This is a genomic window from Streptomyces pinistramenti (assembly GCF_020564935.1).
GTDB classification, from domain to species: Bacteria; Actinomycetota; Actinomycetes; order Streptomycetales; family Streptomycetaceae; genus Streptomyces; species Streptomyces pinistramenti.
In genome coordinates this window covers 1-18,050 of the sequence record NZ_JAJCXB010000006.1, presented here as the reverse complement: position 1 = coordinate 18,050, position 18,050 = coordinate 1, and the positions used below count along the sequence as shown (strand labels likewise).

Genomic DNA, 18,050 nt, shown 5'->3' with positions numbered 1-18,050 from the left:
CCGTTCTCCTCTTGCTGTCATCTCACGTCGTTGCCCGAGGCGGTGCCGGCCCGCTCCGGGCCGGCCGTCGTCCTCAGCCGTCGAACTTCGCGGCGTTCTTGGCCGTCACCAGCACCACGGGCACCTTGACCGACGCCGGCAGCTTCTCACCGCGCGACGCCTTGATCGCCCAGTCCACGGCCTTCTTGCCGAGGAGCTTGGGCTGCTGGGCGACGGTCGCGGTCAGCGTGCCCTTGCGGACCGCCGTCACACCGTCCGGTGTGCCGTCGAACGCGACGACCTTGACGTCCTTGCCGGAGCGTGAGCCCAGCGCCTTGGTCGCGCCGAGCGCCATCTCGTCGTTGGCGGCGAACACCCCGCCGATGTCGTGGTGCGCCTGGAGCATATTGGACATCACGTCCATGCCCTTGGTCCGGTCGAAGTCGGCGGGCTGCCGGGCGACGACCTGGATGCCGGGGAACTTCTGGATGCCTTCCTCGAAGCCCTGGCCGCGTTCGCGGGCGGCCGAGGTGCCGGGCTGGCCCTCCAGGAAGGCCACCTTGCCCTTGCCGCCGAGCGACTGCGCGAGCGTCTTCGCCGCCAGCCGGCCGCCCGCGACGTTGTCGGACGCGATGGTCGAGCCGACGTCGCCGCCGTTGACGCCGCGGTCGATGGAGATGACCGGCACCTTCGCCCGGTTGGCGACGCCGACGGCCGGCACCGCGGCGTCCGAGTCGACCGGGTTGATGATGGCGGCCTTGACGTCCTGGCTGGTGAACGTCTCCATCTGGTTGATCTGCTGGGTGGGGTCGTTCTGCGCGTCGGTGATGTTGATGTGCAGGCCGCGGGCGTCCGACTCGGCCTGCGCGCCCTCCTTGATGCCGACGAAGAACGGGTTGTTCATCGTGGACAGCGCCAGGCCCAGGTCGGTGTGGCCACCGCGGTCGCAGCCGGCCAGGCCGAGCGCGAGGACGGCGGCGAGCCCGGCCGCGGCGGTCCGTGCCGTCCGGGCCCTCATCGGGCGCTCCGGCGGCGCAGGGTGTCCAGGAGCACGGCGAGCGCGATGACGAGGCCGGTGGCGACCTGCTGCCAGAACGCCGAGACGCTCAGCAGGTTGAGGCCGTTGCGCAGCACGGCGAGGATCAGCGCGCCGATGAGGGTGCCGGACGCCTTGCCGGAGCCGCCGGAGAGGCTGGCGCCGCCGATGACGACGGCGGCGATGGCGTCGAGTTCGTAGCCGGACGCGGCCTGCGGCTGGGCAGAGGTGAGCCGGGCGGCGAGCACGATGCCGGCCACCGCGGCGAACAGGCCGGACAGCGCGTAGATGACGAGCTTGCGGCGCTTGACGTGGATGCCGGAGAGCCGGGCCGCCTCCTCGTTGCCGCCGATCGCGAACATCGCGCGCCCGGAGTACGTACGGGCCAGGATCAGCGCGGCGACCAGCCCCATGGCGATCATCACCAGGACGGGCACCGGCAGCCAGCCGCCGAGGGTGTCGCCGAGCGAGCTGACCGAGGCGGGGAAGGGGATCGGCGAGCCGCCGGAGATCACCAGCGCCAGGCCGCGGCCGATCGAGAGCATCGCCAACGTGGCGATGAAGGCGGGCAGTTTGCCGTACGCGACGAGCGCGCCGGAGACCAGTCCCGCGGCCGCGCCGACCGCGAGGCCGAGCAGCACCGCGATCCAGACCGGCAGGCCCTCGCCGGTGGCCGCCCAGGCGACGACGGTGGCGGAGAGCGCGGCGACCGAGCCGACGGACAGGTCGATGCCGGCCGAGACGATCACGAAGGTGACGCCGAACGCCAGGATCGCGGTGACGGACGCCTGGACGCCGACGTTGAGGAGGTTCTGCCCGTTGAGGAAGTCCTGGGACAGCACCGCCATCACCACGACCAGGGCGATCAGGCCGCCCAGCGGGCCGTTCTTGAGGACCGCCCTGGTGCACCACGGTCCGAACGCACGGCCCTGGGCCGTGGTCGGGGGCGTCTCCCCCGGGGTCTTCAGCAGCTCAGTCATCGGAGCCCTCCATCGCGCTCTGACCTGGGTGGTTCTTGTTCGTGGACGGGGTGTGACCGGCGTCGGGCGGGGCGGCGCCCTTCGGGGACCGGACGGCCAGCTCCATCACCGCGTCCTGGGTGGCCTCGGCGGCCGGGAGTTCACCGGCCAGCCGGCCCTGCGCCATCACCAGCACCCGGTCGCTCATGCCGAGGATCTCGGGCAGATCGCTGGAGATCATCAGCACCGCGCAGCCGGCCGCCGTCAGCTCGTTGATCAGCTGGTAGATCTCGACCTTGGCGCCGACGTCGATGCCGCGGGTCGGCTCGTCGAGGATCAGCAGCCGGGTCTCGGCCAGTAGCCACTTGCCGATGACGATCTTCTGCTGATTGCCGCCCGAGAGGGTGCGGGCGCTCTGGCCGAGGCCGCTCATCCGGACCTTCAACTGCCCGGCGACGGCGGCCGCTTCGCGCCGCTGCCCTCCCCGGTCGACCAGGCCGCGCCGGGTGTCGCGGTCCAGCCTCGCCAGCGTCAGGTTGTCCTGGAGCGAGGCGTCCAGGACCAGGCCCTGGCCCTTTCGGTCCTCCGGTACGAGGCCGAGCCCGGCCCGCATCGCCGCCCGCACATCGCCGCGCGCCAGCTCCGTGCCGCCGACCTCGACGGTCCCGGCGTCGTAGCGGTCCACGCCGAAGATCGCCCGTGCGACCTCGGTGCGACCCGCGCCGACCAGTCCCGCGAGGCCGACGACCTCGCCGGCCCGCACCTCGAAGTCGATGCCCTCGAAGGCCGGTCGGGCCGGTGAGCCCTTGCTGCTGCGGACGCCGTGCCGGGTCAGGCCGCGGACCCGCAGCAGCGGCGCGCCCGGCGCGTCGGGGCGGGTGCGCGGGTACTGCTCGGAGATGTCCCGCCCGACCATCAGCCGGATCAGTTCCTCCTCGTCCGTGGAGGCGGGGACCTCGTCGACGGAGCGGCCGTCGCGCAGCACGGTGACCCGGTCGCCGAGTGCGCCGATCTCGTCGAGGTGGTGGGTGATGAAGATGATGCCGACGCCGTCCGCGCGCAGTTCGCGGACGATGCCGAAGAGGGTCTCGACCTCGTCGGACGTGAGCACCGCGGTCGGCTCGTCCATGATCAGGACGCGGGCTTCGAGGCTGAGTGCCTTGGCGATCTCCACCATCTGGAGCCGGGCGATGCCCAGTTCGGAGACCGGGGTGCTCGGGGAGACGTCCAGGCGTACCCGGCGCAGCAGTTCGGCGGCGCGGGCCCGCATCGTCTTCCGGTCGACGAGGCCGAGCGCGGTGCGCGGCTGGCGGCCGAGGAAGATGTTCTCGGCAACGGTCAGGCCGGGGACGAGGTTGAACTCCTGGTAGATGGTGGCGATGCCGAGCCGTTCCGCGTCCTGCGCGGAGCGGATGTGCACCTCGCGGAGCCCCTGGGCCCCGCTGCCGGGCGCGCCGTTGGTGCCGCCGTCCGCTCCGCAGTCGGCGAGGATGCGTCCCTCGTCGGGGCGGTGGGCGCCGGACAGCATCTTGATGAGCGTGCTCTTGCCCGCGCCGTTCTCGCCGAGCAGTACGTGCACCTCGCCGGTGCGCAGGCTCAGGTCCACGCCGTCCAGCGCGCGCACGCCGGGGAACGACTTCGTCACCCCCTCCACGCGCAGCAGTTCGCGGCCGCCCGGTACGTCGTCGTTGACGCCGGTCATGCGCTGCCCCTCTCTTCCTCGGGTGTGGTGCTCGGGTGGTGCTGTCGGTGTGCGGACCCGGCGGGTGCGTGAAGTCGCTCCCCCAGGGGCCTTGTGGGTGCGGGCCCGGCGCGGGCGGCCGGTGTGCCCGGCCGGCGGCGGCCCGTCAGCCGGCCGGCGGTTCGCCGCAGGAGCGGCGGGGTACCAGCCTGGCCGGCAGCAGCACCGAGTCGGCGGCCCGGCCTTCGATGCGCGCCAGCAGGGTGTGCACGGCGGCCCTGCCCAGTTCGCGGGTGGGCTGGGCGATGACGGTCAGCGGCGGGTCGGTGTGCGCGAACCACGGCACGTCGTCGTAGACCACCAGCGCCATGTCGTCGGGGATCCGCAGCCCGCGGGCGCGCAGTTCGTCCAGCGCGCCGAGCGCCATCAGGTTGTCGGTGGCCAGCACCGCGTCGGGCGGCTGGGGCAGGTCGAGGAAGGCGCGCATCACGCTGCGGCCGCCGGTGTGCTGGAGGTCGGGGGTGGCGCCGACGCGGGTGTCGGGCAGGCGGATGCCGTGCGCGGCGAGCGCCGTACGGAACAGGTGCAGGCGCTCGTCACCGGTGGGGGTGCCGGCCGGCGCGACGATGATCGCGGGGCGGCTGCGGCCGAGGGCGGCGAGGTGGGCGGCGAGGGCGGTGAGCGCGGCGCGGCCGTCGGCGCGTACGCACGGGGCGTCGACGCCGGGCACGGCACGGTCCAGCAGGACCAGCGGGGTGCCGGAGTCGACGACCTCACCGAGCATCGCGGAACCGGTGCCCGCCGAGCTGACCAGCAGGCCGTCGATCCGCCGGTCGAGCAGCGTGCGGATGTGGTCGTCCTGCTGCTCGGGGCGCTCGCCCGCGTTGCCGATGACCAGGCTGTAGCCGAGGCTGCGGGCCTCGTCCTCGACGGCGTCGGCCAGCTCGGTGAAGAACGGGTTGGTGAGGTCGCTGATGATCAGCCCGAGCGTGCCGGTGCGGGCGGTGCGCAGCGCGCGGGCGACGTTGTTGGGCCGGTAGCCCAACTCCCGTACGGCGGCGAGCACCCGGTCCCGGGTCTCGGCGACCGGACTGTGCCCGTTGAGTACCCGCGAAACCGTGGCGACCGAGACCCCCGCCCGCTCTGCCACGTCCTTGATGTTCGCCATGGCGCCGTTGCCATCCTCTGCGTGTGATCGAGGCCGATGCCTGATCGCGGCCGGAGCCCGATCGAGGTCGGAGTCTGATCGAGGTCGGAGTCTGATCGAGGTCGATGTGTAATCGATTTCGTGGGGCCTACGTAATCGATTACACGGGGCGCCCGTCAAGACGTCGGGTGCGTGGCCTGCGTCACGCGGGGCGGGCGGGGAAGAGCGAATTGCGCCTGCCGGACGGGGCTTTCGCGGGCTCCGGACGGCGGTACCCCGCACCACGGCCGAGGGCCGCACCCCTGGCAGGGATGCGGCCCTCGGCGTGACGTTCTGCCGTGGTCGCGGGTCAGGCGACGGTCAGCGTGACCTCGATGTTGCCGCGGGTGGCGCTGGAGTACGGGCACACCTGGTGCGCCTTCTCCACGAGGTCCTTGGCGGTGGCCGCGTCGACGTTCGGGATCGAGGCGGAGATCTCGACCTTGAGGCCGAAGCCGCCGGCCGGGGTCTTGCCGATGCCGACGTGTGCGGTCACCCGGGAACCCGAGACGTCCGCCTTCTCCTGGCGGGCGACGACGCTGAGCGCGCCCTGGAAGCAGGCGCTGTAGCCCGCGGCGAAGAGCTGCTCGGGGTTGGTGCCGGCGCCGTTGCCGCCCTGCTCCTTGGGCGGGTTGACGACGACGTCGAGCTTGCCGTCATCGGTGGCGACGCGGCCGTCACGGCCGTTCTCGGCGGTGGCGACGGCGGTGTAGACGACATCGACCGGTGGGATGGACATGAACAATCCTCCTGTGGTTCGCCGCGACTCGCGCCCACGATCGCGACGGCTTGGCGCCGAGCCTAGCGGTCCGCACCGCCAGGTCAGCCGGCGAGGCTCACGATCATCTTTCCGGTGTTCTCGCCGCGGAGCAGCCCGAGGAACGCCTCGACGCCGTTCTCGATGCCGGAGACCTTGGTCTCGCCGTACTTCAGCTCGCCGGAGCGGATCCAGCCGGAGACCTCCTGGACGAACTGCGGCTGGAGCGCGCGGTGGTCGGCGACCAGCAGGCCCTGGAGGCGCAGCCGCTTGCCGATCACCAGCGCGAGGTTGCGCGGCGCCGGGGTCGGCTCGGTGGCGTTGTACATCGAGATCATGCCGCAGATGGCGGCGCGGCCGTGGACGTTGAACGCGCTGATGGCCGCTTCGAGGTGGTCGCCGCCGACGTTGTCGAAGTAGACGTCGATGCCGTCGGGTGCGGCTTGCTTGAGCTGCTTGGTGACGTCGCCGTTCTTGTAGTTGAACGCGGCGTCGAAGCCGTACTCCTCGACGAGGAGCCTGACCTTCTCGTCCGAGCCGGCCGAGCCGATGACCCGGGATGCGCCCTTGAGTTTGGCGATCTGGCCGACCTCGCTGCCCACCGCGCCGGCCGCACCGGACACGAAGACGGCATCGCCCTCCTTGAAGGACGCCACCTCCAGAAGGCCCGCGTAGGCGGTCAGGCCCGGCATGCCCAGGACGCCGAGGTAGGCGGTCAGGGGGGCGAGCGAGGCGTCGACCGCAGCGGCGTTCGCGGCGTCGAGCACGGCGTACTCGCGCCAGCCGAGGCCGTGCAGGACGTGGTCCCCGACGGCGAAGGTTTCCGCGCGCGAGGCGATGACCTCGCCGACCGCGCCGCCGTCCATGGGCCGGTCCAGCTGGAACGGCGGCGTGTAGGACTTCACGTCGTTCATCCGGCCGCGCATGTACGGGTCGACCGAGAAGTGCAGGTTGCGGACGAGGATCTGGCCCTCACCGACCTCGGGCACCGGGGCCTCGCGCAGCGCGAAGTCGTCCGGGGTGGGCCAGCCGTGCGGGCGGGCGATGAGGTGCCATTCACGGCCGGTCGCGGGCAGTGCGGACATGGGTCGATCCTCCTAATGCTTCAGGTACTGAAACAACCATGCGCTCGATATTTCATGATGTCAAGCAAACGGTTATCCTGTTTCCATGACTCCGCGCGCAGACCCTTTGACCGTCGAGGTCGTCGACCTCATCGGCACCGTCGTCGCCCGCTACCACGAGGAGTACGAGCACGCGGCATCCCAGCACTCCCTGACCGGCGCCCAGGCCCGGGTGCTGGGCCTGCTGTCCGTCGAGCCGCTGCCCATGCGGAAGATCGCCCAGCGCCTCAAGTGCGAGCCGTCGAACATCACCGGCATAGTCGACCGGCTGGAGTCACGCGGCCTGGTCGAGCGCCGCCCCGACCCCGCCGACCGCCGCGTGAAGCTGGCCGCCCCGACGGCCGAGGGCAGGCGTACGGCCGAGCGGCTGCGCGGCTCGCTCCACTTCGCCCGCGAGCCGCTGAGCCATCTCACCGTCACGGAACGCACGCTGCTCAAGGAACTGCTCCAGCGGATGCTGGGCACCGCACCGGAATGAGCGGGCGCGGATGACGGGGAGAGCCGCCGCCTGCGGCCGTCCGACGGAGTGGCCGGTTCCGCGAGGCGGCGGGTGGCCCGCGCGTGCGCCCGCGTGCCGCTCTAGCCTGGCCCCATGACCTCCCAGAACTCTCCGAGCGGCCAGGGCACCCAGGACCCCGGCCGCACCCGCCACTCCGTCGACTTCTACTTCGACCCGATCTGCCCGTTCGCCTGGGTCGCCTCCCGCTGGATCCTGGAGGTCGAGCGGCACCGTGATCTCGATCTGCGTTTCCGGGTGATGAGCCTGTCCGTGCTCAACGAAGGCCGCGAGGACCTGCCGGAGGAATACCGCGCGCTGCTGGACGAGGGCTGGGGCCCGGTGCGGGTGTGCATCGCCGCCGCCGCGGGCCACGGCGACGAGGTGCTCCGCGCTCTCTACACGGCACTCGGCACCCGCCTGCACAACGACCGCCGCGAGGACCTCACCGCCGTCATCCAGGAGTCGCTGGCCGAGGCCGGACTGCCGGCCGCGCTGGCCGGGGCGGCCGAGACCGACCGTTACGACGAGCTGCTGCGCGCCAGCCACCACGAAGGCATGGATCCGGTCGGCGAGGACGTCGGCACCCCGACGATCCACATCGACGGGGTGGCCTTCTTCGGCCCGGTGCTGATGTCGATCCCGCGCGGCGAGGACGCGGTACGGGTCTTCGACGGCGCCCGGCTGCTGGCCGGATACGACAGGTTCTTCGAGCTGAAGCGGACCCGCACCGGCGAGTTCGACTTCAGCTGACCGCGCCGCCCGGGGCCCGCGCGCAGACCAGGCCACCCCGGGAGGCCCGTCCCCGGCCGCCGCTCACCCCTGCTCCCCGCGCAGCCGCCGGGCCCGCAGTACCAGCTCCAGTTCGAAGCGGCGGTCGGGGTCGTCCACCTCGCTCCCCCACAACTCCCTTATCTGGCGCAGCCGGTAGCGCACGGTCTGCGGGTGCACACCGAGCCTGGCGGCCACCTCGGGAGCGCCGCCGCGGGTCTCCAGCCAGGCCAGCAGCGTCTCGGCGAGCCGCAGTCCGTGCGCCGGGCCGCAGCCGGCCAGGGGGGCGAGGCGGCGGCGGCCGAGATCCGCGATCAGTTCCTCGGGCGGCAGCAGGACCAGCGCCTCGGTGTGCTCGGTGCACTGGAGCAGGTCGCCCACGGGCAGCAGGCCGCACTCCATCAGGTCCGCCGCCGTCCCGGCCCAGCGCAGCGACTTCGCCGCGTCCGCCAGGGGGACGGCGGGCCCGATCGCCCCCGACCAGCCGGCCGCGGCCCGCCGCAGCAGTTCGCCCCGTCCGGGAGTGTCCGGTTCGGGCACCACCATCCGGGGCCGCTCGCACTCCATGTCGAGCAGGATGTCGGGGGCGACGGCGGGCGCCACCGCCGCGCGGTCCGGCCGCAACAGCACGGCGACGGCGACGCGTTCGGGCAGCGGCCAGCCCAGCAGGGCCGCCTGTTCGGCGAGCACCGGGTCGGGTTCGGGGCCGCCTGCGCCTGCGGACCGGCCCGCGCCAGGAGGCACACCCGCCGCCCCGGCCCGTGCCGCGGTGTTCGCGAACAGCCGCTCCATCAGGCGCCGTTGCAGCCGCAGCCGCTCGCCGGCCTGGCGGGCCGCGGCCTCGGCGTAACCGCGTACGGACGCGGCGACCAGGCCGTCCAGATACTCGAAGCCGGATTCGGCCAGCTCGTACATGGCGGGGGCCGGGATGGCGACCTGCTGGCCGATCTCGGCCAGCCGCCGCCAGGCAAGGCGGACGCCCAGCCGGTAGATCGCCTGGAGGGCGTCGAGGCTGCGGCCCTGCATTCCTTCGCCGCGGCCGAACTCCTGGAAGACGCGCGGGTGGACGTGCGGCCGGTCCAGGCCGACCGTCATGTGCGCGACGAAGTGCTCAAGGGACTGGCGGATGCCGACCAGCGCCGTCGGTTCGCCGAATTCGTCCAATACCACGGGGAGTTGGGGGAATTCGCGGCGGATTTCGGCCAGGATGTCCTGGGCCAGTAACGGCACTTCCTCCAGTGCCAGCGCGGCGAACCGCCGTATCTGGACGGAGGGCACTTCCCGCCACGCCGAACGGACGGCGCTCACCACGCGTGCCCTCCTATCCGCCGGACCGGTCGAAGGTCACCAGCGGGACGTTCGGCTGCGCGGGTGCGGTGTCCAGGGCCGCGACGACGCCGAGTGCGGCGCCGACCGCCAGCGCGGCGCCCGCCAGGGCGGACAGTGCGGCGGCAAGCAGTCTGTGCATGGCGCGTGAGCCCCTTCGTCGATGCCGGATCAGTCGGCGGCCGGGACTGCCGGGAGACGTCCTGAGGGCCGCAACGACACCGCGTTCCCACAGCGCGGCACCACGGTGGCCGCGGTGCCTGCCGAGTGTGGAAGGGCATTGACTGCCTGTCAAGAGTTGGCCTACGTTCCCGGCCGATGGCGCATCGCGCCGCCGCACGTGCACCAGAGCGTGATCCACCCCCACCGCTTCCAGGAGTGCTCGTATGCGTGATTCCGGTAAACCAGCCGCGCCGCGTTCGCTCGTCCTGCTCGGCATCGGCGTCTTCCTGCTCGTCCTCGCACCCCTGCTGACCTGGTATGTCACGCCACGGGCCAAGGTCGCACCGGTCGATGTCGACGAGACGAGCGTGTTCACCGGGACCGGCAGCTACTTCGATGTCGCGGCACTGAAGACCCGGGAACGGCAGAAAATCACCCTCACGCAGCATGTGCTGGGCAACGTCGCGGCGAGCGGACGCAGCGGGGACGCGGTGTGGGACGTCTCGACGGCCGTCGACACCCCGGGGACGCTGGGCAAGGACGTGCGCAAGGCGTTCCAGTGGACGACCGGGCGCTGGGTCGTCGACCGGCGCACCAACGACCCGGTGCACTGCTGCGACGAGGCTCCCGCAGGCCACGACGGCGACGCCTACCTGAAGTTCCCCTTCGACCTCCAGCGCAGGACCTACCGCTGGTGGGACGACACCCTGGGGGCCGCCGTCCCGCTCCGCTTCGCCGGTACGCAGCAGGTCGGCGACTACCAGGGCTACCGCTTCACCGGGAGCGTGCCGGCCACCAGGACCGGCAGCCGCCAGGTGCCCGGGAAGCTGGTGGGCCGGCCGGGGCAGGGCCAGATCCAGGCCGAGGAGTGGTACGCCGACGCACGGATGTCGGTGGTCGCCGACCGGCGCACCGGCCGGATCCTCGATGTGTCCCTGTCGCCCCACAAGACGCTGCGCGCCCCGGGTTCCCCGCACACCGCCGTCACGCTGCTGCACGTCGACGGCCTGCGGTTCACCCCGGCGACCCGGCGGGCCGCCCAGCGGCTTGCCGCGGCGGACAACCGCCAACTTGCCCTGGTGGGCGAGGTGTTGCCGCTGGGCGCCGGAGCGGCCGGCGGGCTGCTCGCGCTGTCCGGCCTGGTGCCGCTGGTCCGCGCCGGACGTACGGACCGCAGGCCCTGAGTACGGCCTCGGCATGAGCGAAGGTGATGAAGCGGCCCCACCAGGAGGAGCGGATTTTGTCACTCCGGTGAGTAGCCGCATCGAACACGGCGGCGAAAACTGTCCACCCCACCTGCCGGCGACCGACGCCCCTGTCCGGCCGCCGCCCCGCCCGCCGGTCCCCCACGACCGGCACGACCCGCCCGTACGGCAAGCCCGTACCTCCACCCCGCAGACGATCCGATACGGCCCGGTACACCCCGCCCCCACGGCGCGTACCGGGCACCCCGCACCACCGAGCACGACCCGCACCACTCAGCACGACTCAGCACGCAGTACGTCCCCCACCGCTGGTACCGCACCCTGAGACGAGTTGGAGCGCAGATGCCCCAGCACGTGCAACCGTCCCCGCCCGTCATGCCCTTCGCACCCCCCGCACGGGCCGCAGCCTTACCCGCACCACCCGTTCCTCCCGCCCGCCCCGCCTCGCCGCCCGCGGCCGTCTCCCCCCGCAGGATCGTCTTCCTCGCCCGCCGTGACCTGGGCAATCCCGCGGCCGGCGGCTCCGAACTCCTCGTGGACCGGATCGCCGAAGGGCTGACCGCCCACGGTCACGACGTCACCCTGCTGTGCGGCGGGCCCGCGGCGGACCGCGCCTACCGCGTGGTCTCGGCGGGCGGCGACGCCGGTCATTTCCTGCGCGCCCCACGCCGGGTGGGCGCCTGTGACCTGCTCGTCGAGGTCTGCAACGGCATGCCCTACCTCGCCCCCCTCTGGCACCGCGGGCCGACGCTGTGCCTGGTCAACCACGTCCACACGGACCTGTGGGACATGCGCTACCCGGCCCCCGCCGCCCGGCTCGGCCGCCGCCTTGAGCACTGGGCGCTGGCCGGCACCCACCGGCACAACCTGATGGTCGCGGTCTCCGGCTCGACCGCCGACGCGCTGCGCGGCCTCGGCGTCCCCGGCGACCGCATCCGCCTGGTGCACAACGGCGTCGAGGCCCCCGGGCCGCTGCTCCCCAAGGCCCCCGAACCGCTCTTCCTCGCCATGGGCCGGCTCGTCGAGTACAAGCGCATCGACCTGCTGCTGCGCCTGTGGGAGCGGGTGCGGCCGGTGACCGGCGGCCGTCTTGTCATCGTCGGCGACGGCCCCGAGCGCGGCCGCCTGGAAGCGCTGGCGGGCCCCGAGGTCACCTTCACCGGCCGCATTTCCGAACAGCGCAAGCACGAACTCCTCTGCTCCGCCTGGCTGTTGCTGCACCCCTCACTCGTCGAGGGCTGGGGCCTGGTCGTGATGGAAGCGGCCCCCCGCGGGACACCCCCGGTCGGGTTCGACATCCCCGGCCTGCGCGACTCCGTCGAGGACGGCGTCACCGGCCTGCTGGCCCGCGGCGAGAGCGCGTTCGCCGCCCACTGGTGCACCCTCGCGCTCAGCGCCCGCCGCCGCGAGGCCCTGGGCGCCGCCGCCGGACAGCGCGCCGCCCGGTTCAGATGGAGTCACACGGTCGGCAGCTTCCGTGCGGTCGCCACGGAAGCGTTCGCCGCCGCAGCACCCGGGCGGTGATGCGGGGTGCGCGACCCCTCCCTGCGCCGGTCCTTCACGCTCTTCCGCGCCTTCATGAACGAGCAGTCCGACCCGGAGCACTGTTACGGACTGCTCGCCCGCGACGCCGCCGACCAGCTCGAACGCCATCTGCCGCTGAAGGGCGCGGTGGTCGCCGATGTCGGCGGTGGCAGCGGCCACTTCACCGAGGAGTTCCGGCGCCGCGGCGCACGCGGCGCGCTCTTCGAACCCGACCCGCACGAGCTGGCCGCCGGCGGCCGCCGCCCCGAGGCCGCGGTGCTCGCCGACGGCTACCTGCTGCCGCTGGCCGACGGCGCGGCCGACATCTGCTTCTCGTCGAACGTCCTGGAACACGTCGCCGATCCGCAGACCTTCCTCAGCGAGCTGATCCGGGTGACCAGGCCCGGCGGCCTCGTCTACGTGTCCTTCACCAACTGGCTCTCCCCCTGGGGCGGCCACGAGACCGCGCCCTGGCACTACCTGGGCGCCGAACGGGCCCGCGCCCGCTACCTGCGGCGCACCGGGCGGCCGGCCAAACACACCCTGGGCGAGAACCTGTTCGCCGTGCACGTCGGACGGACCCTGCGGCAGGTGCGGGCCCGCGACGACATCGCCGTCGTCTCCGCCCGCTCCCGCTACGCGCCGTTCCTCGCGGAAACCCTCCCCCGGATCCCCGGGCTCCGCGAAGTCGCCACCTGGAACCTCCTCCTCATCCTCCGGCGGTTGCCATGACCCAGACGCTCGAACCGTCCACGTCACCGGGATCGCCCGGCCCCGGAGGCCCCGCGGCGCCCGCACCCGCGGCGCCCGCCCCGCACCCGCCCTGCCGCCGGCGCCTGCTCTTCGGCTTCTGGGCCCTCGCCCTGGCCGGCTTCCTCGCCCCCTCGCCGGGCAAGATGACGTTCGAAACCAAGCTGGGCGTGACCGTCGACCCCTGGAAGTTCCTCGGGGATCTCGGCGGACTGTGGCACGACCGGGCCGGTTTCGGCGGCATCGCCGACCAGTACATCGGCTACGCCTTCCCGACCCTCCCCTACTACGGCCTGGCCGATCTGGCGCACCTCCCGGTGTGGCTGGCCGAGCGGCTGTGGATGTCGCTGATCGTCGCCGCCGCGTTCTGGGGCGCGCTGCGGCTGGCCGAGCGGCTGCGCTGCGGCACCCCGCCCACCCGGCTGCTCGCCGCGGCCTGCTACGCCCTGTGGCCGACGTTCACCATCGTCATCGGCTCCACATCGGCCGCGGCGCTGCCCGGCGCGCTGCTGCCCTGGGTACTGCTGCCGCTGGCCGACCCCCGGCTCTCCGCCCGTGTCGCCGCCTGCCGCTCGGCGCTGCTGATCCCCTTCATGGGCGGCGTCAACGCGGCCTCCACGCTGGCCTCGCTGCTGCCCGTCGGCCTGTACCTGCTCTCCCGTACGGGGCCGCGCCGCCCGAAGCTGCTCGCCTGGTGGCTGCCCGGCGTCGTCCTCGCCACCGCCTGGTGGGTGGTCCCGCTCCTCCTCCTGGGCATCCACGGCGAGAACTTCATGCCGTTCATCGAGCAGGCGGACACCACCACGGGCCCGATGTCCGCCACCGAACTGCTGCGCGGCGCCGGAAACTGGGTGGGCTACCTCGACTTCGGGAAACCCTGGCTGCCGGCCGGCTGGACGATGACCGCCAACGCCTTCGCCGTCCTCGGCTCCGCGCTCGCCGCCGCCCTCGGCCTGGCAGGTCTGGCCCGCCGCGATCTGCCCGAGCGGCGTTGGCTGCTGCTGTGCGTGCTGACCGTCGCGCTGATCGCGCTGGCCGGGTACGGCGGCGAGCTGGGCGGCCCGCTGCACGGTGTGTGGCAGGACTGGCTGAACGGATGGCTGCGCCCGTTCCGCAACATCTACAAGTTCACGCCGGGCCTCGCGCTGGCGCTCGTCCTGGGACTTGCCCATCTCCTGGGCACAGCACGGCCGTTCGCCGCCAAGGGAACGGGGAACGGGCCCGCCCGCGGTGACACGCAGGCCGCCCCGCGCCGCCCCCGGCTGCCCCGCCTGCTCACCCTCCTCGTCGCCGTCCTCACCCTGCCGGCCCTCGCCCTCCCCTTCCTCACCGGCAACATCCTCCAGCCCGGCGCCTTCACCAGGCTCCCGGCGTACTGGCAGCAGACCGCCGACTGGCTCAAGGCCCACAGCCCCGACAGCCGCGCGCTCGTCGTGCCCGCGACCGCGCACGGCATCTACACCTGGGGCTCGCCGATCGACCAGCCGCTCGACATCCTGGCCGCGTCTCCCTGGGCCCAGCGCGACTTCGTCCCGTTCGGCACGGCCGGCGTCCGGCGCGCCATGGACGCCGTCGAAGAGGCCCTGATGACCGGCTCCGAAGTGCCGGGACTGCGCGACTACTTGGGCCGGGCCGGCATCCACGACGTGGTCGTGCGCAACGACCTCGACCCGGACCAGATCGGCTACGTGCCGCCGCAGACCGTCACCCGCACCCTGGAAGCGTCCGGCTACCGCAAGACGGCGTCCTTCGGTCCGCTGATCACCGCCGGCCGGATCCACTCCGATACGCCGGTCCAGATCCAGGGCCTCTACCCGCGGCTGCGCTCCGTCGAGATCTACCGCCCACGGAACACGTCGCCGCCCGGCCCCGTCACCACCCGGTCCGTCGCGGACACCGCGCAGCTCAGCGGCGGCCCCGAGGCACTGCTCCAGCTCTCCGCCGACCCGGCACTCCGCAACCGCCCCACCGTCCTCACCGGCGACCGGCATCCCGGCATCGGCACCCCGCCCCGCCGGCTGACCGCCGACGGCCTGCGCCGCGCCGACACCCGCTTCGGCCTGGTCAACAGCAACACGTCCTACACGTACACCGCCGACGAGCGAAACCATCCCGACAGCGTCCAGGACCCCGGCCGGCCACCCCGGCAGATCCTGCCGACCCCCGGCATCGGCCACCAGACCACCGCCGTACTCCGCGGCGCGTCCTCGGTCACCGCGTCCAGCAGCGGCAACTGGCTCTTCCAACTGCCGCAGTACGACCCGGCGAACGCCTTCGACGGCAACCCGGACACGGCCTGGGCCGAGGGCAGCGCCGCCGCCCCCGTGGGCCAGTGGATCCGCATCGCCTTCACCGAGCCCACCACCATCCCCGCCACCCTCTCCCTCACCCCCCTCCCCGGCGACGGCATGCGCGCCGCCCCCACCTCCGTACGGATCCAGACCGACCGCGGCAGCGCCGACAGCCAGCTGCGCCCCGACGGCACCCGGCAGCAGGTCAAGGCACCGCCCGGCAGGGCGACCTGGCTGAAGCTCACCATCCTCGGTTCGCAGACCCCGCGCGCCGGGCTCTCCGGCGCCGGCTTCGCCGAGATCGGCATCCCGCACGTCCAGGTGACCCGGCTGCTGCAACTGCCCACCGACGCCGAGGAGTCGAAGGCACCCGCCGAGACCGTCTCGCTGCACCGGGGGAGCGACCCCGGCGGCCTGTCGCCGGTCTCCGCCGAGGTCGGCCTGCACCGTCAGTTCCACACCGGCGCGGCCGCCCGCTACGCCGTGTCCGGTACCGCACTCGCCGTCCCCGGCCCGGAACTCGACCGGCTGCTCGACCGGGTCGCCCCCGAACAGAAGGACCGCATCACCGCCACCGCCGACTCCACCAGCTTCGGCTTCGGCCAGTCACTCAGCCCCCGCAACCTCGTCGACGGCGACCTGACCACCGCCTGGATCGCCGGCGACCGGCCCACCCTGCACCTGCGCTGGCCGGGCAAGAAGAAGGTCGACCAGATCGTGCTGGCCGCGGCGGGCGGCATCTCCACCCGCCCCGAACAGATCCTCATCAACTCGCCCGACGGCGCGGCCACCGCCGGCGTCGACGAGAACGGCCAGGCCCGCTTCGACCCGATCACCACCGACCGGCTCGACATCACCATCAGCAAGGTCAAATCGCTGACCCTGCACAACCCGGTCGCCGGCCAGGCCCTGCAACTGCCGGTCGGCCTCAGCGAGGTCTACCTCCCGGCACTGGACGCCTACCGCACCCCGCGCCCGGACGCCGGCAAACGCTTCACCCTCCCCTGCGGCAAGGGCCCGATGCTGGCCGTCGACGGCACCCTGCACGCCACCAAAGCGTCCGGCTCCATCCGCGACCTGACCGAACGCCGCCCGATCACCGTGCAGTTGTGCGCCGGCCCGGCCCGCGACGGACACCTGGACCTGCCCGCAGGACGCCACCGCGTGGAAGCCGGCGACCAGGGCCCGCTGGCCCTGACGGACATCACCCTCCGCAGGGGAGACGACCCGGCGGCCGGCACCGACTCCGCGGCCCCCACCGCCGACCACTCCGCCGCCCCCTCCCGCAAGGTCACCGCGCACGACTGGTCGGGAGACCGCCGCACCGTCGCCGTCGGCCCCGGCCGGGCCGCCTACCTCCAGATGTACGAGAACGCCAACGACGGCTGGCATGCCACCCTCACCGGCCACCCCCTGTCCCCCCTCCGCCTCGACGGCTGGCAACAGGGCTTCCTCGTCCCGGCCGGAGCGGGCGGCACCGTCCACCTGACCTACGAACCGGCCACCACCTACGATCTCGGCCTGCTGGGCGGCGCGTTGGGCGTCCTGCTCCTGCTGGCATCGGCACTGATCGGAACCGGACGAGGCCGCCGGGGGGCGCTTGCGGGCTCGGGGTCGGTGGTGGCTGGGGCTTCTGGCGGATCTGAGGTTTCTGGGGTGTCCGGAGCGCCCGGGGTATCCAGGGCGCCTGGGGCGCCTGACCTGTCCATGCCGCCCGGCTCGTCCGGTCCGCCCGCCCCCTCCTGGCTCCTGGGCTGCGTGGCGGTCACTGCGGTGGTGGCGATGGCGGCCGGGCCGTACGCCCTGGTCGTGCCGCCGCTCGCCCTCCTGGCCCGCTACCGCAGCCACCTGCTCGCGCCGGTGGCCTTCGTGACCATGCTGGCCGCCGGCGTGATCGCCGCAGTCGGCGCGGGCGAACCCATCGCCGCCGACCAGGGCGCCTTCAGCGGCACCGCCCAGGCCCTGGCCCTGCTGTCCCTGTCGGCCGCGGCGGTCAGCGTACGACCGGGACGGGACACCTGGCCTGCTGGAAAAGGCAAGCTGGATGGACCGGAAGAGCCGCAGGGACCGGACGATCCGGGTACCGAGCCCGGCGATGCCCCCAGGGCCGGTCCCGACCCCAGCCCCGGCCCCTTCCACGCCAACGGCAAGGCAGCCGACAGCGGCACAGCGAGCTACGGGACGACGAACGACGGCACGGCTGACGACGGCACGGCCGACCCCGGCGGTCGCCATGGTTGACGGAACCCCCGCCAACGGAACGGCGCCAGCCCCCCTCCCTTCTCCAGCCACCTTCCCCCTCCCCCGCCTCCCCTTCCCCGTCGTCGACGAGATCGCCCGGCACTGCCTACGGGACGACGAACCGGAAACCGTCCACATCGAGGTGCACCTCCCGGGCCGCCTCGACCACGCCCGGCTGCGCACCGCCTTCCACCAGGCGCTCACCCGGCACCCCCGCGCCCTGGTGCGCCAGGCCACCGCCCGCTGGTGGCACCGCCACTACACCTGGCAGCTCACCGCCGCCCCCGACGTGGACCCGGTCGTCTTCCCGCCACCCGCCCACGACTCCCTCGCCCGCGCCAGGGAACGCGCCCTCGCCGACTGCCCGCCCCTGGACACCTCCCCACCCGTGCGCCTGGAGGTGATCGAATCCCCGGACCCGGCGGGCGGCACCGTCCTGCTGGCCACCCTCAACCACACGGCCCTGGACGGCCCGGCCGGTCTCCGCATCCTGGCGACGACCGCCGAGCTGTACGACGGCGCGGACAACTCCCCCACCCCGCCCCCCGTACGAACCTCCGCC

Annotated in this window: 12 protein-coding genes and 2 pseudogenes; 7 read left to right on the top strand and 7 right to left on the bottom strand. The window is 73.1% G+C overall.

The genetic code is table 11. The features are described 5' to 3' along the window. Nucleotides 1-73: 73 nt before the first annotated feature. From LIU39_RS06225 to LIU39_RS06205, 5 genes and pseudogenes are all read right to left on the bottom strand, one after another. Nucleotides 74-1,995, bottom strand: a pseudogene (locus tag LIU39_RS06225) (ABC transporter permease/substrate-binding protein). Next, nucleotides 1,988-3,676 (bottom strand): sugar ABC transporter ATP-binding protein, encoded by a 1,689-nt coding sequence (locus LIU39_RS06220; RefSeq protein ID WP_227045503.1) that lies wholly within the window; start codon nucleotides 3,674-3,676, stop codon nucleotides 1,988-1,990. Before LIU39_RS06220 ends, LIU39_RS06225 begins: the two are co-directional and overlap by 8 nt. Before the next feature lie 145 nt (nucleotides 3,677-3,821). After that, nucleotides 3,822-4,823 (bottom strand): LacI family DNA-binding transcriptional regulator, encoded by a 1,002-nt coding sequence (locus LIU39_RS06215; RefSeq protein ID WP_227045502.1) that lies wholly within the window; start codon nucleotides 4,821-4,823, stop codon nucleotides 3,822-3,824. Nucleotides 4,824-5,151: 328 nt separating this feature from the next. After that, nucleotides 5,152-5,580, bottom strand: a complete 429-nt coding sequence (locus LIU39_RS06210) for an organic hydroperoxide resistance protein (protein ID WP_227045500.1) — start codon at nucleotides 5,578-5,580, stop codon at nucleotides 5,152-5,154. Nucleotides 5,581-5,663: 83 nt separating this feature from the next. Continuing rightward, nucleotides 5,664-6,683, bottom strand: a complete 1,020-nt coding sequence (locus LIU39_RS06205) for an NADP-dependent oxidoreductase (protein WP_227045498.1) — start codon at nucleotides 6,681-6,683, stop codon at nucleotides 5,664-5,666. A gap of 85 nt (nucleotides 6,684-6,768) precedes the next feature. Here LIU39_RS06205 and LIU39_RS06200 point away from each other — a divergent pair, with 85 nt between their 5' ends. Both LIU39_RS06200 and LIU39_RS06195 read left to right on the top strand, forming a co-directional pair. Then, a complete protein-coding gene (locus LIU39_RS06200; protein ID WP_227045496.1) occupies nucleotides 6,769-7,200 on the top strand; it encodes a MarR family winged helix-turn-helix transcriptional regulator in 432 nt (143 codons plus the stop codon). 114 nt (nucleotides 7,201-7,314) lie between these two features. Then, entirely contained in the window at nucleotides 7,315-7,971 is a 657-nt protein-coding gene (locus LIU39_RS06195) for a mycothiol-dependent nitroreductase Rv2466c family protein (RefSeq protein WP_227045493.1), read from the top strand. A gap of 63 nt (nucleotides 7,972-8,034) precedes the next feature. On the opposite strand, the gene LIU39_RS06190 is transcribed toward LIU39_RS06195, so the two are convergent. Together LIU39_RS06190 and LIU39_RS06185 are read right to left on the bottom strand one after the other, a co-directional pair. Next, the gene (locus tag LIU39_RS06190; protein ID WP_227045491.1) at nucleotides 8,035-9,300 is read right to left on the bottom strand and encodes a PucR family transcriptional regulator; all 1,266 of its coding nucleotides are present in this window, start codon (nucleotides 9,298-9,300) and stop codon (nucleotides 8,035-8,037) included. A gap of 10 nt (nucleotides 9,301-9,310) precedes the next feature. Continuing rightward, a complete protein-coding gene (locus LIU39_RS06185) occupies nucleotides 9,311-9,457 on the bottom strand; it encodes a DUF2613 family protein (protein ID WP_227045489.1) in 147 nt (48 codons plus the stop codon). Nucleotides 9,458-9,701: 244 nt separating this feature from the next. On the opposite strand from LIU39_RS06185, the gene pgfA reads away from it, so the two are divergent. The 5 genes and pseudogenes from pgfA to LIU39_RS06160 form a co-directional block, all read left to right on the top strand. Next, a complete protein-coding gene (pgfA, locus tag LIU39_RS06180; RefSeq protein WP_227045487.1) occupies nucleotides 9,702-10,661 on the top strand; it encodes a cell envelope lipid trafficking protein PgfA in 960 nt (319 codons plus the stop codon). 363 nt (nucleotides 10,662-11,024) lie between these two features. Then, nucleotides 11,025-12,206, top strand: a complete 1,182-nt coding sequence (locus tag LIU39_RS06175) for a glycosyltransferase family 4 protein (protein ID WP_227045485.1) — start codon at nucleotides 11,025-11,027, stop codon at nucleotides 12,204-12,206. A gap of 6 nt (nucleotides 12,207-12,212) precedes the next feature. Further along, the gene (locus LIU39_RS06170; protein ID WP_227045483.1) at nucleotides 12,213-12,938 is read left to right on the top strand and encodes a class I SAM-dependent methyltransferase; all 726 of its coding nucleotides are present in this window, start codon (nucleotides 12,213-12,215) and stop codon (nucleotides 12,936-12,938) included. Beyond that, on the top strand, nucleotides 12,935-17,488 hold the full coding sequence (locus tag LIU39_RS06165; RefSeq protein ID WP_227045481.1) for an alpha-(1->3)-arabinofuranosyltransferase domain-containing protein: 4,554 nt from the start codon (nucleotides 12,935-12,937) through the stop codon (nucleotides 17,486-17,488). The genes LIU39_RS06170 and LIU39_RS06165 overlap by 4 nt, the downstream gene beginning before the upstream one ends. Then, nucleotides 17,481-18,050 (top strand): annotated as a pseudogene (locus LIU39_RS06160) (condensation protein); the annotation flags it as partial. The gene LIU39_RS06165 and the pseudogene LIU39_RS06160, both read left to right, overlap by 8 nt.

Coding starts and splice junctions, on each gene's coding strand:
- LIU39_RS06185 (WP_227045489.1), bottom strand. CDS start 9,457: ATGCACAGACTGCTTGCCGCCGCACTGTCCGCCCTGGCGGGCGCCGCG.
- pgfA (WP_227045487.1), top strand. CDS start 9,702: ATGCGTGATTCCGGTAAACCAGCCGCGCCGCGTTCGCTCGTCCTGCTC.
- LIU39_RS06200 (WP_227045496.1), top strand. CDS start 6,769: ATGACTCCGCGCGCAGACCCTTTGACCGTCGAGGTCGTCGACCTCATC.
- LIU39_RS06215 (WP_227045502.1), bottom strand. CDS start 4,823: ATGGCGAACATCAAGGACGTGGCAGAGCGGGCGGGGGTCTCGGTCGCC.
- LIU39_RS06175 (WP_227045485.1), top strand. CDS start 11,025: ATGCCCCAGCACGTGCAACCGTCCCCGCCCGTCATGCCCTTCGCACCC.
- LIU39_RS06220 (WP_227045503.1), bottom strand. CDS start 3,676: ATGACCGGCGTCAACGACGACGTACCGGGCGGCCGCGAACTGCTGCGC.
- LIU39_RS06210 (WP_227045500.1), bottom strand. CDS start 5,580: ATGTCCATCCCACCGGTCGATGTCGTCTACACCGCCGTCGCCACCGCC.
- LIU39_RS06165 (WP_227045481.1), top strand. CDS start 12,935: ATGACCCAGACGCTCGAACCGTCCACGTCACCGGGATCGCCCGGCCCC.
- LIU39_RS06195 (WP_227045493.1), top strand. CDS start 7,315: ATGACCTCCCAGAACTCTCCGAGCGGCCAGGGCACCCAGGACCCCGGC.
- LIU39_RS06205 (WP_227045498.1), bottom strand. CDS start 6,683: ATGTCCGCACTGCCCGCGACCGGCCGTGAATGGCACCTCATCGCCCGC.